This window comes from Methylomonas sp. Kb3, from assembly GCF_002834115.1.
Lineage (GTDB): Bacteria > Pseudomonadota > Gammaproteobacteria > Methylococcales > Methylomonadaceae > Methylomonas > Methylomonas defluvii.
Genome location: NZ_PIZT01000001.1, coordinates 105251 through 118314, shown reverse-complemented (window position 1 = coordinate 118314; position 13064 = coordinate 105251). Strand labels below are relative to the sequence as shown.

The 13064-nt window shown below is 53.4% G+C and carries 15 protein-coding genes; 2 read left to right on the top strand and 13 right to left on the bottom strand.

The window, feature by feature from the left end:
* The first annotated feature begins 108 nt into the window (after positions 1-108).
* Positions 109-1194 (top strand): AI-2E family transporter, encoded by a 1086-nt coding sequence (locus CWO84_RS00580; RefSeq protein WP_033158579.1) that lies wholly within the window; start codon positions 109-111, stop codon positions 1192-1194.
* 125 nt (positions 1195-1319) lie between these two features.
* Complete coding sequence (locus CWO84_RS00575; RefSeq protein ID WP_033158578.1) at positions 1320-1685, top strand: Rieske 2Fe-2S domain-containing protein; 366 nt, start codon at positions 1320-1322, stop codon at positions 1683-1685.
* A gap of 76 nt (positions 1686-1761) precedes the next feature.
* Here CWO84_RS00575 and CWO84_RS00570 read toward each other — a convergent pair whose 3' ends face one another.
* The 13 genes from CWO84_RS00570 to murI all read right to left on the bottom strand — a co-directional run bounded on the left by CWO84_RS00570 (position 1762) and on the right by murI (position 13050).
* Positions 1762-2229, bottom strand: coding sequence for a CBS domain-containing protein (locus tag CWO84_RS00570; protein WP_033158577.1), 468 nt, complete (start codon positions 2227-2229; stop codon positions 1762-1764).
* Positions 2230-2394: 165 nt separating this feature from the next.
* Entirely contained in the window at positions 2395-2898 is a 504-nt protein-coding gene (locus CWO84_RS00565; RefSeq protein ID WP_033158576.1) for a YgjP-like metallopeptidase domain-containing protein, read from the bottom strand.
* Positions 2899-2923: 25 nt separating this feature from the next.
* On the bottom strand, positions 2924-3199 hold the full coding sequence (locus CWO84_RS00560) for a DUF5710 domain-containing protein (protein ID WP_033158575.1): 276 nt from the start codon (positions 3197-3199) through the stop codon (positions 2924-2926).
* 144 nt (positions 3200-3343) lie between these two features.
* Complete coding sequence (locus CWO84_RS24245; RefSeq protein WP_165385908.1) at positions 3344-3493, bottom strand: hypothetical protein; 150 nt, start codon at positions 3491-3493, stop codon at positions 3344-3346.
* Between the two features lie 209 nt (positions 3494-3702).
* Positions 3703-4422: a sterol desaturase family protein gene (locus tag CWO84_RS00555; RefSeq protein WP_240617925.1), complete on the bottom strand. Its 720-nt coding sequence runs from the start codon at positions 4420-4422 to the stop codon at positions 3703-3705.
* Positions 4422-5105 (bottom strand): TIGR04283 family arsenosugar biosynthesis glycosyltransferase, encoded by a 684-nt coding sequence (locus tag CWO84_RS00550; protein ID WP_033158574.1) that lies wholly within the window; start codon positions 5103-5105, stop codon positions 4422-4424. The genes CWO84_RS00555 and CWO84_RS00550 overlap by 1 nt, the downstream gene beginning before the upstream one ends.
* 518 nt (positions 5106-5623) lie before the next feature.
* On the bottom strand, positions 5624-6217 hold the full coding sequence (locus tag CWO84_RS00545) for a cohesin domain-containing protein (RefSeq protein ID WP_033158573.1): 594 nt from the start codon (positions 6215-6217) through the stop codon (positions 5624-5626).
* A 79-nt stretch (positions 6218-6296) separates the two neighbouring features.
* Positions 6297-8759: a dockerin type I domain-containing protein gene (locus tag CWO84_RS00540; RefSeq protein ID WP_051670347.1), complete on the bottom strand. Its 2463-nt coding sequence runs from the start codon at positions 8757-8759 to the stop codon at positions 6297-6299.
* A gap of 70 nt (positions 8760-8829) precedes the next feature.
* Positions 8830-9462 (bottom strand): DUF642 domain-containing protein, encoded by a 633-nt coding sequence (locus CWO84_RS00535; protein WP_033158572.1) that lies wholly within the window; start codon positions 9460-9462, stop codon positions 8830-8832.
* Positions 9463-9532: 70 nt separating this feature from the next.
* Complete coding sequence (locus tag CWO84_RS00530; RefSeq protein ID WP_033158571.1) at positions 9533-10663, bottom strand: hypothetical protein; 1131 nt, start codon at positions 10661-10663, stop codon at positions 9533-9535.
* 712 nt (positions 10664-11375) lie between these two features.
* The gene (locus CWO84_RS00525) at positions 11376-11657 is read right to left on the bottom strand and encodes an antibiotic biosynthesis monooxygenase (protein ID WP_101051474.1); all 282 of its coding nucleotides are present in this window, start codon (positions 11655-11657) and stop codon (positions 11376-11378) included.
* A gap of 15 nt (positions 11658-11672) precedes the next feature.
* On the bottom strand, positions 11673-12149 hold the full coding sequence (locus tag CWO84_RS00520) for a cupin domain-containing protein (RefSeq protein ID WP_101051473.1): 477 nt from the start codon (positions 12147-12149) through the stop codon (positions 11673-11675).
* 58 nt (positions 12150-12207) lie between these two features.
* Entirely contained in the window at positions 12208-13050 is an 843-nt protein-coding gene (murI, locus tag CWO84_RS00515) for a glutamate racemase (protein WP_101051472.1), read from the bottom strand.
* Between the last annotated feature and the right edge of the window lie 14 nt (positions 13051-13064).

The following is a 13064-nucleotide window of genomic DNA, read 5'->3' as shown; positions in this document are numbered from 1 at the left end:
CGGACAAGCAAGCATTGTTTAATTCAACGGCTGTCATACCGGCTTAACCGATAATGCCGTAAACTCCGGATATTGATTCCAATTCAGTTAGCTGCCGCCTACTCGATCATGCCTATCCAGATTTCCCGTTACGAAAAAATCGCCAGTCTGGCGGCCTTGTGCCTGCTGCTATTTGCCTGTTATCAGGTATTAAAACCGTTTATTTTCGATTTGTTGTGGGCGGCGATTCTGTGTTTTGTCACCTGGCCGCTGTATTTGCGTTTGCGCGATTGGAAGCTGACCGCCAACTGGGCCGCCACCGCCATGGTCCTGCCGATAGGCATATTACTGCTGACGCCGTTCGTCGCCGCCACGCTGACATTTACGGAAGACATAAACCACTTGCTGCAATGGCTGAATCAAAGCCGGCATGTGTGGCCGGAACCTCCGGCTTGGTTGCAATCGTTGCCGGTAGTCGGCGACAACGCTGTTGCCGCCTGGCAAAGTGTCGGCGAAGACTCCAGCCGCCTCGTCAATCTGGCCCGGCAATATGCGCTGGGCGCCAGTAGCTGGTTGCTGCAACAAGGCATTGGCTTGGCCGGCGAACTGATGCATATGGGCCTGGCTATTTTGGTGCTGTTTTTTTTCTATCGCGACGGCGAGCATGTTGCTCAGCATGTCGTGATTGGCGTCGAACGCCTGGCCGGCGAGCGCACCCAACGCATCCTGCATATCGTCCGCTCCAGTCTGCGCGCAGTGGTATACGGCATCCTCGGCACCGCGCTGGTACAAGCACTGGCTTCCATCCTGGGCTTTGTGATTGCCGGCGTGCCTTACGCCTTTGTGTTAGGCGTCATCGCCTTCTTTTTGATGATCATTCCAGCGGCCGGCACGGTGATCTGGCTGCCGATTGCCTTGTGGCTGCTGGCAGAAGGCGAAACCGGCTGGGCGGTTTTTATCGCATTGTGGTTTTTGTTATTCGTCGGCACCATCGACAACTGGCTACGGCCGATTTTGATCAGCCGGGAAGTGGAATTGCCGTTCGTGTTGATCGTGTTCGGCATCTTCGGCGGGCTGTTAGCATTTGGCTTTATCGGCGTATTTATCGGCCCGACCCTGCTGGCCACCAGCTATGCCTTGGTGCTGGACTGGCTGATTCGCAATGAACAGCAGGAGCTGGACAGCCAAGCGAACACTGAAGGTAAAGACTGCTAGTTATCCGCTGTCAGTTTGATTTGCCGAGTAACGCCGTCCGCTTGCTCAATTGCCGAAAATCCATCGAAAAAATACAGCATTGTGGCCCAAGGTTTGCTGGCAATCGTGGGGGAGGATAAACAACCATGTCGGTGAAACACCCATTTGCCATCTGCCCTGCTCAACAAGTTCCCGAGCTCGGCAAATTTCCGTTTGAACTGCTCTATCGAGGCTCGCCCCGCTCTGCGGTTCTGGTGCGTTTCCAAGGCGAGGTATACGCTTATCTAAACCAATGCGTCCACATGCCTAGGGCATTGGATTGTGAGAACAGCAACATTTTCGACGAATCGGGACGCTATTTGCAGTGTTCCATGCACAGTATTTGCTATGACCCGATCAGCGGCGAGTCTTTAAGCGAAATTTGCCTGGGCAAAAAACTGACCGCGCTGAAAGTCAAAGAACAAGACGACTGGATTTACTTAGTGGATAAAAGAGCCGCGATTACCGGTTGAGGCTTTGGCCCGGGGCGAAACAATAAGCATCGCCCCATTTGCTTTCAGACGGTTTACGCCGTAAACCCATCCGACCTTAGCCGTGCGCCGCGCCTTCCTTGATCTGTTGTTCCAGCTTTTCGTGCGCGCGTTCCAACTTGGCAAACACTCTTAAAATATCGGTAGCGGACAATATGCCTACCAGTTTGTCTTTTTCCACCACCGGCAGCGCGCCGACGCGGTGTTCCGCCATCATCGCCGCCGCTTCGGACGCTGGCGTTTCCGGGGTAACGGTATAAACGCCGCGATGCATGATATGCACGACTTTTTGCGTGACCACATGCAATTGGGTGCTGTCTTTACTAGCTTCCACCGCATTGGAATTACTTTTGGGGCCCAGGGCTTTATATAAATCCCGGTCGGAAACGATACCGACCAATTTGCCTTTTTCAACCACAGGCAAGTGGCGGATTTTCTCGTAATGGATCAAAAAGAACACGCGATCGATCAGATCGTGAGGTTCGACGGTAAATACCTTGGTGGTCATTAACTCTGCTACGCGCATGCTGTTTCTCCCATAAAAATGTCTGTATAAAAGTAAGTAAATTCTGACGCAATAGTGCCACTATAGCCAGGCAAAATTAAGAAATATCGCTGCTTGATGGCTGCACACAACCATTCATTCGCGAAGCACGGCCGTGAATCCTTCGCCCGCGGCACTTGGATCGACTCAATAAATCGCCCGACCCAAATCCAGACAGGTCAGATAAAGCCGCATGTCGAACTCCCATTGGTGATAGTCCGGCGCCATGTATTCGCATAATTTGTAAAACGCCTTGTTATGCTGCTTTTCACGTAGATGCGCGAGCTCATGAACGACGATCATCTGCAAGAACTCCGGCGGCGCCAGCTTAAAGATCGCGCCAATGCGAATTTCATTTTTTGACTTTAAATTGCCGCCCTGCACCCGCGATACCACCGAATGCAAGCCCAAGGCCTGATGCAATACATCGATTTTGTCGTCGTAAACGACTTTGCTGAGAGGGTTGGATTGCCGCAGAAATTGATTTTTAAGATCCATCGTGTAGACATAAAGCGCCTTGTCGGTCTTTATATCATGCGGCCGGGGATATTTTTTCAGCAGTAGCTCGGGCAGTTTGTCGCTGTCGATCAGCGCATGCACTTGCGCGGTGATGGCAGGCGCATAGCCGGCCAGGTATTTTAACGGGCGCATAAGCTCAAACCGCGCACCGCTTGGTTCAATCCCATGGCGGCTCGTCTCCGTCATAGGCTACAAAGTTTTTATCGCTTGACCGGGTTGTACCGCCGACGACACTGTCGGCTTTTGAACTTTTCGCCTCGCCGCCGGGCAATTGTCCAATCTCGGACTCCATCTGCCATTTGGCAAACAGCGCCACGTCTTTATTGGCGGGGACATACCATTTCTTGACAGCCGCATCCCACCTGGCGCCAAGCGCTTTCGCCGCATCCTTTTCGGCATAGGGTACATTCAGATAAGTTTTCGCGTCAGCCATTTACCGTAGCCGGTCAAAGTTTAATTGCATCGCAATATTGTAAAACATTGCTTATGCAAGCGGCGCGGATAATCCAATCTTACCCAGAAAACCTAACGCTGAAAGCATTTATCAATACATCTCACGCCGCAGAACAATCCAGTCCTACGGTTTTTTGCGGCTCGAACCCATAGTACTGGCAAAAGTAGTCGCCGCGAACAAGGCCGAGGAAACAATAAAATCGCCAGAAATAAACTCGATAACGCCGGTCACAAACACCAGCCCGGTCAAAATGTCTTTATGTAAGCGTTTCATGGTCGCTTCCCGAAGTAATTAAGGCATTTAGACTATATGCCCGCCGACATTAATTAACAATGACACTAAAAACACATTGATTAATCGCTAACAGGAAACAACCCAATAAGCCAAACCGCAAGCCGGTTTAACTGGGCTTATCGACTGCGTAGACGGCGAAACGGCAGCGCCAACAGGCCGACAAAGCCCAACTGCGCACTATCGCGATACTAGGACAAACCTTTCATCATGGCAGTCTGTGCTTCGCGCGCTTGTGGACAATAGGTTTTGAACAATCTATCCCAGCATGACAGCGAGAAGCCGTAGTTGCTGTCGGTTTCCGATTGAAACGCGGAGTGATGAATGCGATGCATGTCTGGTGTCACTATCAAAAAGCGCAAGCCGCGCTCCAGCGCAGGCGGCAAGCCGACATTACCGTGATTGAATAACGCGCAACCGTTCAATATCACTTCAAAAGCGATCACCGCGAGCGGATCGACCCCGAGTAACAGCACCAGCGCGACCTTGTAAAGCATGGACAGCATGATTTCCAGGGGATGAAAGCGCACGGCAGTCGTCGTATCGAAATCCATATCGCTATGGTGTACCTGATGCAGCCGCCAAAACCAGCGCCAGCGATGGGCGGCGATATGTTGGGCGTAAATGGCAAGATCCAGCAGCAACAGGCTCAGCGTTATCGACAGCCAATTCGGCACCGACAGCAAATTGAATACGCCGATTTGTTGCTCGGCAGCCCAGTTCGCCGCCAGCCAAGCCGCGGCACCGATGCTGAGCCGCATCACACCGACATTCAGAATCGCCAAACCCAAATTGACCGGCCAACGGCGGCGGCGCGTTGCCGCCAATCGCCGCTTGGGCCGCAGCCACTCCCAAGCCGCCATTAGCAAAAATATCCCCAAAAACACGCCCAAGCGCACCATTGCTTCCATCACTGCCTCCGATAATACCGCGCTGCCAGTTCATCCGGATGGGCTCCGAAAAAATACCGCAGCCGCAAACACCACATCAATAAGATCGTTCTGAGGATACCGTGTTCTTGCCAACGCCGCGCGGCAGTAACGACCCTAGCCCTTAAACAGCAAGGTTTACCTAGCTTGTTCAGCGCCGCACTGATGGCAATATCTTCCATCAAGGCAATCTCCGGAAAACCGCCCACGGCTCGAAATGCCTGACGAGTAATGAAGATGGCCTGATCGCCGGTAGCAATACCGGTCAAGCGGGAGCGCGCGTTCATCATGCCGGCGATCAATTTAAAAATGGCTTTTGGGCTGTCGAATTGCACATCAAAACGCCCCCACGACCAGCCTTGCGCGACCGCAGACAAAATTAAAGCGATAGCCTGATCCGGCAGCCGGGTATCGGCATGCAAAAACAGCAACACGTCGGCTTGGGCTTGTTGCGCCCCCAGGTTCATCTGCCTGGCCCGGCCAGGCTGACTGGGCAAAATCTGATCGACCAAAGGCTTCGCTATAAGCGGGCTGGCATCACGACTGCCGCCATCGACCACCAATAATTCGCAGCGCGATCTCAGTGCCTTCAAGGCTTGCAATTTGTCCGCAAGCTGCGCCGCTTCGTTGATCACCGGCATGATGATGCTGATTTGCGGTTTCATTGAGCTTGCCCATCCATTTCAACCGCCGCCTTGGTCAGCGGCAATACATGGCGTAGTTATTGATGCGTTCATTCACTGTTCTCCCGGCAAACGGCAATACCTGCGCATGTCATCGCTCATTATTAACTCGGCCCTTAAACTCCCTATAGCCATCATTCCCGCAAAAGCGGGAGCCGTTAGACCGCGCAGCGAATCCATTGTAGCAACTGGACTCTCGCCTGCGCGGGAGCGACGATATTGAAGGGCTGGGTAATAATCCAAAATGCCAAACCGCCTTTTTTAACATATAGCGCCGCGCTGCATTATCGTCTCCGGCCTTGCTTGGTTCATTCATGCCGCGCTAGGGTTACGCAACCCGCTACGACCAACTCAAAAAAGGGGGTTGTGCAAATCAATGCAGTGTGATTTTACTGCCTCAGTTGGCGACTACTCTGCCATTAAGAAACCCGCAAGTCTTGCGGTTAGTAGAGTAACGGTGCTTGGAAATGCCCCGGCTCAGCTGGCCGGGGGAAATAGATTTATACGGTTAAACCCTGTTTCTTGCGCAGATTGCTGGAGCCCATCAGCCCAGCCAAGCCGGTAGCAAACATCCAAACTGCGGCCGGAACAGGCACAACCTGAACTTGACTGCCGATAAAGCTGGTATTGATCGGCAGCGCACCCGGGCTGACGAAACCAACATTGAAGGAGTCAATGTTCAAACTCAGCGCACTGGATTCACCTTGGTTACCCACCACGTTGAAAGTGAAAGACGCCAAAGCAAAATTAGTACCGGCATTTCCTACACTCTTGCCCAGAAAGACGTAGTCGATGAGACCAGTGCCGGCGTTGCCGTCGCTGATAAAACTTGCATCCCACGGCGGATTGGCAATTGCAGTGCCCACATAACTCAATACACCAGGATTCCAAGACAAGGAAAACGCCGCGCCGTCGGGGCCATCCGGAAAGTTTTCACCGATTAGGTCCACGGTAAAGGTATCGCCGGCTGAAACGTTAATATTCTCGCCCTGGCTGAATTTTACTACGCTGGTGGCGATAACGGTGGCCGAAACCGGCGCGGCCGTTAGTAGTGTCGCGGCTAGCGCGCCGATAAGTAAAACAGGATGTTTCATGTAATGCTCCATTCAATTAAAAGTAAACGAGATTGACCGTGCTCGCGGGGGGGCTTTAAACGAGCCCCCCCCGCGAAACTTAGGGCGCGATACCGGTTGGTCCGGGTGCTTTACCCAAATAGGTTTTCAACAGACTCAAGTCGGCGGAATCGACGACCCCATTGCCGTTTAAGTCTTCATTTGCCGACACCGTGCCGAGCTTGGATTTCAGCCTGGACAAATCGGCCGGATCGACGACGTTGTTCTGGTTGAAGTCCGGATCGCAGATATTGCCGAAACTATCGCCGTCGGTATTTCGCTGATTGGCGTTGACGACCAGTTTGCAGTTATCCAGATTGTCGGACACGCCGTCGCCGTCGGAATCCGGCGCTGGCGGTGCAGCGACCGTGCCGGCGAACTCAGCACTGGCTATTACGCTGGACTTTTGCGAGGAGGCATCGAACATGGTTTTAAAGTCCGCGACTTCCGGCGTGGCCGTGTCGCTGAACAAATCCTCGGCATAGGCATGCGACAGGGTTTGATAAACCAGCTCAGCCTTGACCGTATAGTTACCCACCGGCAGACCGCCGATTTGGTAGCTGATCTGATCGCTACCGCCGATGAAGTTGCTGTCGGACGCTGCGGAACCGGCGACCCGCACATCGGCGGGCGCACTGGTTTTATTAAAACCGGGTGGCAGAATGCGGTTATCTTTCAAATACTCCTTACCTCGTAACAAGGTGTAGGTCACTTCGCCTTGGTCGTTGCCCATGATCGCTTCGTAAACTTGCACCTGATCGTCAGCAGTGATTTGATCGTAATGCGGCTCAAAGTTGGCGCCGTTTTCGTCGGCATCAACCCCGACAATACTGCCGTCGGCCCTGACTTTTCCGGACTCCCAAACGATTTGATTCTGCGCGTTGGTCACCACGACATGCACGACAGCTCGCCGCGACGGATAGCTGGTTGGCAGCTTGTGTCCGGTAGTGCTGTTAATCTGCAAGGTAAAGTCCAGCGCATTAGGGGTTGAGCGCTGCTCGGCAACCGTCACCGTCGCCGCGCTTTTCAACATCGCGTCGGTTTTGCTTAAGGTTTCGGCGAAATTATTGGATAACACGCCCAATTGGTTTTTATTGTTGCTGAGAATATCTAGCATCAACTTATTGGCGCCCACCAGATCGTGAATCGCAAAATTGTTGCGTAAACCGGACATACCCATGGTCGAAATTTTCACGCCATCGGTACGGCTCATATGGCAGCCTTGGCAACTTTTTTGACCGACATAGCTGCTTTGTTCCCACTCCATGTATGGCGTTTGCTCGGGGAATTCGCTTTCCGGCGTGGTGCTCAAGATAGTGCCGTTTTGATCGACGTAAGGTGTCTTCAGGTTGTGGCAGGATGCGCATAACTTGGACTCCTTGATCTGCGCGCCATAGGTAGGCGTATAGCCGGTATGCATTATCATCGGCATCGTGAATAGCGCGGTATCGCCGGGACCGCCATAAGGCCCGTAGATGGTTTTGCTATCGTTGATGGCGTAATTGCCGGACATGGTTGCCAGCGTGCCCAAGGCCGGCGTAGCTGGAATCTGATGGCACAAGGTACAACTCACACCGTCCATCGCCGCATCGTGTTTGGCGTGGCCGACGTCGAGAATACCGCCGTCGAAAATGGTTTGGCTGGCGCTGCTACCGTCTTTTTTGGCTTGAGCGTTGGCCATCGGTGCGTGGCATTTGCTGCATTTATCGTTGATGACTGTTTGCAGTTCGGGGTGGCGAGACATCTCGCTACGCACCTTCGCACGCCAGAACGGATCTCTCGATGAATTGGCCATCATCGTCGACGACCAATCGGTGACGATGGAAACGTCTTTACTTTGATTGTCGACTATACCGTTGTGGCACATCGCGCAATTCTGCGAGCCGGAGAAATGGCTGGTGATAAATGCCGGATCGCCCGCATCGGCAGGTAGGCCGACGAAGGGATTGGGTGGTGTGGTCGGTCCGGTTCCTTCTTCCACTACCACCGCATCGATGTCGTAGGTCTTGTAATCGGGCGTCGGCGCACTATTGAAAAACCGCAGTTCCGCCGCAGGATTTGTGGTGCTGGCAGTAAAGGTATACGTCAACAGCTGGAAACTACCGGTCACGCTGGCGAAGGTGGTATTGAAACCGGCAATCGATACTTCCAGCGGCGTGTATCCGGCCGTTGTACCTTTGCGAACCTGAAACGACAAGGTGTAGGTTACGCCGGCCGTGACCGGAAATGTGGTTTTGATGCCGGAACCCTGGTTGATCGCCAAGGCATACAAGCCTTCAAACACCCGGTTGGTATAGTTGCCGCCGGCCCGATTCTTGTACATCAGATACGGCCTTTCGCCAATGGCGTCATCTATCGCCGTCCAGCCGGTGACGCTGGTAGTGTCATTGTTACTGAGGAACTTATAGGTCGTCACTGTCCCCGGACTTTCGAAGCCGCCGTTGCCGAGCAAATTGGCGGCTATTGCCGATGGCAGCGGGAACACCGCCGCCAGTAACAACATGATGGTTTTTATAGTTTTCATGAATTATCTCGCGTCAAATTTGCCCGCAGCATCCTTGCACAATCTGTTGAAAAGCCTCTGTCAAATCAGCTTACAAGGCGGAGCGTTTACGTTTACCCAGTGCCAGCAAACCCATAAAGCCGGTCAGGAATGACCAAGTGGCGGCAGGCAACGGCACTGGCGCGGGTTGAAGAGACACCGCATCCAGATTCCAGATACGATTTCCGCCAGCCGCTAATGGATTAAAAAACTTTAATGTTGCGCCTTGATCCGTAGCCGAGGCGGTAAATTGATATTGGAAGATGGTGAACGCTGTGGTATTTGCAAACGAAGTGCTGAAACCGCCAATACTCACTTCCAGCGGCGATGCGCCTGCAGTATTTGCTTTGGCGGCGAAAGACAGATCGTAAGTAATGCCGGCAGTCAGTGCCACACTGGTTTGTATGGCGTTATTGTTATTCAGCGCCAAACCATAAGTACCCTGATAAACACGCGGAATGTAGCTATTGTTCGAGCGATTGATGTTCATCAGATAAGACTCTTCACCAAGATTGTCGCTAATAGACGTCCAGCCGGTGACGCTGGAGTCATTGTTAGGCAAGTATTGATAACCGGGAGCCGCCGCGAGCGTGCCCGGCTGTTCAAACCCGCCATTGCTCACTAGATTGGCGTGCGCGGCCGGCATAATGGCACAGCCCAACAACAGTATTTTGATTATTTTCATTTTATTGCCTTGATGTCAGTTGACTAAGTGATCTCCGCGTTTTTAGCCGGAGACCTTGTATCGTCTTGCTCTACGCTAAGCGCTTACGTTTTTGCAATCCCACTAAGCCCAACATGGCACTGCCGAACAACCAAACCGCGCCGGGAACGGGAACCGCAGCGACATTACCAACCACATTGCCAACCAGATTTAACGTCAGCTGATGATTTTGTCTGGTGCTGCTGGCACCGAAATCGGCATCGGACAGATTGATTAGATACTGAGCGCTGAAGACGCCAGTGGTCGAAGTCAGCAAATTGGCTATGAATGCCACACTTGAACCCTGTGCCAGATCGTTAAACGCCGTCAGATTCGTGGTCAAGGCCCCGGTATCGCCACTGCCGCTGACGCTATCCAAGTCCAGACCGATCCGGTCAGCATCGGCGAGATTGAACAAGCTAAAACTCAGAGTAGGACCAGTGTTTTGCGCGACCGTGCCAAAGTCCAGGGTTAGCGTATTGTTGGCAGAACTGGCGTCGAAAGAAGCTAGCGAATGCAGCAAATAGCTGTAGTTGGCTTGCAAAGAGCCGGCCCAGTCAACTTTGTAGGTAGCAGATGAACCGCTGCCTGGCTGCCCAGCGGTCGATGACATGGTTGTGGTGGCGGATAAGGTGGGTAAGCTCAATGAAGCATTGACAGAGCCGCCACCTACATAATCCTTAAGATTTTGGTCGTCTGCACCAACCGTCGTATCGGTTGTGGCAGCTGCTGCGGTATTCGGCCCCCAACTGCAATTGACTGGACCGGTTGGACCGTGCGCTAAGGCACAACCGGAGCCGGCTTGAGTCAAATTGGGGACGAAAGCCGCGCTAACGCCTGCCGCGGACATCAAGGCATTGCTGGTGCCGCTGCCGTTAACGGTTCTACCTGGACCATTATTCTTGTTACCCGAGCCGTTGATGGTCTGGGTGCGATTGGATGTAAGTTGTATATCAACGCCGGTAAGTACGCCGTTCGCTACGTCAAACTGACCAAGCGCGACATTGGCGATAGTCGCGCCGTTGTTGGAATTGGTTGTGGAAGCTACCTGTCCCCCGGTTGCCGTGACCGACGCGGAGCCGCTAAAACTGACTGGTCCGCTGGTCACAGTTAATGCCGCTTGTGCGATACCGCTTACGCCCAGCAAAACGGCGATGGCTGTCAATTGAAAATGTCTTGTCATAAAGTGTTCCATTGAAAATAATTAAGGATGTCTGTGATATGCGGCATATGCCGCAGCCCCCTATCACCTTGGAGCAGCTCGGCCAGCTTGCTTTGTCGCAAGCTCCGTAAGTTTCCGAACCCGCTTCGCCACGGGGTTGGCGATTGACGACAGTCGCTTTTGTCTGCACAGGTCACATAGTCGTCTTTGAGAATATTGGAATTCTCTAATTTAAAGACATCAAAATACGTGCCACCCGCCTGATCACCTTGTAAGCCATTGATTACAAATTAGTGACCACTATTTTTGTGCCGACTTAACCGTAACTTTGTTATGGCTTTTACGGCATATTCCGCACACCCTGAGCGAAAACACTGATTTATCAATTTGGCCCTTAAATCGGGTTGCATCCGCTTAAACGGAAGCCGTCAGACCGAGCAGTAAATCTATGCCGGCAACTGGGCTACCGCCTGCGCGGAATCGATGGTCAAAGGGAATTAAAGGCGGGGGAAACTGATTGTGTATAGCCGTCTGCATGAACATTTTCTGCCCATCGCTTGTGAAGGAGCAGCTTAGATACCGCATGTATCAAAAGTACTTTTGTGTAACTCAGGATGATTAAGCCTCTACCAAGAGGCCGATAAGATAGATTAGGGAATGCTGAAGCAGCTCACCAGCGGAAGCAAATAAGCACCAGCAACGGTTGTGCAGGAAGCGTTGAGCAATGCCGCGATTAAAGCACGCCCCGCTCTATCTCTTGCAAATAGATAAATTCCGGGGCTTTTACCCCAGCCTGCTCCCTGATTTCCACCAACTCGGGGGATTCGAAAAAGCGCCGGGCATTATCCAGCGAGGTCCAGGCAGAAAAATGCACGATATTATTGGCATCGTCGTCGTAGCGCAGCAGTTGGTAGCTGATTTCTCCGGCGCGTTTTCTGATCTCGGCGGCCTGATCGAAAATCTGCTTCCAGGCCGGATAGTCGGCGACCTCATGGATGATTAATACGTGTGGCATGCAGACTCCCGTTTTTTAGTATGGCTCGCCGTCTTTATGGGCAAAACGCCAGCTCCCGTCGACTGACATCGCTTGCAAATCGTCGTCCGGGTAAATGACTGCGTCTCCGGCCGTCCTGTCGCCAACTTCCAGATACTGTACCTCTGCGTTCGAGCGGTTCAGCAACTGGTGCGCATTACCGGTGCCGGCTTTAAATCCCGCGCACATACCCGGCGCCAGCTGGGTTTCGCCTGCATCCGTCACCAATGTCGGATGGCCTTGCAATATATAAATAAACTCGTCTTGCCGCGAATGGCTGTGCCGCAACGCCGATCTGGCGCCGGGTGCTAGCGTGCTTAGATTGACGCCGAAGTTTGCCAGATCAAATAAATCGCCAAGGCGGCGCTTCTCCCGTCCCGTCATGCGCGAGGCAAACGGTTCCGGATACAGCGAGGTGGTGCGTGGCTCGACATCTGCCGCCGACACGGCTATTGGAGTGTGTTTATCGTTCATGGTGGCCTGCAAATGGAAGAAAACCGGCTCGAACGGTTTGTTAAAAATCCGGCGGACACTAACCCAAAGCTGCCGAACCGATCTGCTTGCCCTTAGCGCTCCGAGTAAGCGCCTGAACAAGCACAGGACTACCCCAGAGCGCGGATATGATCGGGCTGGCCTCTTCGACCGCGGTGCTGGAAAAAAAGCGGACCTCTGCGGTTCGCGCACTCGGAACAGGCCTAAGATGGCCCTGCAAACGCCGCACCAGCTCTTTTGCCACGGCGGTGGCCGGGTCGATTATCGTCAGATCCGGCCCCACAATGTCCCGAATCAGCTCTGCCAGAAATGGGTAATGCGTGCAGCCTAATACGATGGTATCGGCACCGGCCAACAGCAACGGCGACAGGTAACCAACCAAAAGCTCGCGCGTCGTATCGCTGTGCAATTGGACTTTTTCAACTTGTTCGACCAAACCGGGACAAGGCTGCAACAATATTTCAATGTCTTTACCGTAGGCCGCGCACAACCTGGCGACGCTTGGGCTAGCCAGCGTGCGGCTGGTGGCCAGTACGCCGACCACTCCGGATTGGGTGGTTTGCGCCGCAGGCTTGATGGCCGGCTCCATCGCCACTACCGGCACCGGACACCACACGCGCAGTTTTTCGATCGCGACCACGGTGGCGGTGTTGCAGGCTACCACGATGGCCTTCACACCGGCATCCAGCAGCCGCTCGGTGATCGTTGTCGCCCTATCCGCAATAAACTCCGCGTCACGGTCGCCGTAGGGCGCGTAGCCGGAATCGGCCACATACAACAAGTCTTCCATGGGCAATTCCGCACGGATGGCTCGCAGCACGGACAGGCCGCCGACGCCGGAATCGAATACGCCAATGGGGGCCTCGGTGCGCAACGCTGTCATGGATGGATGCTGTC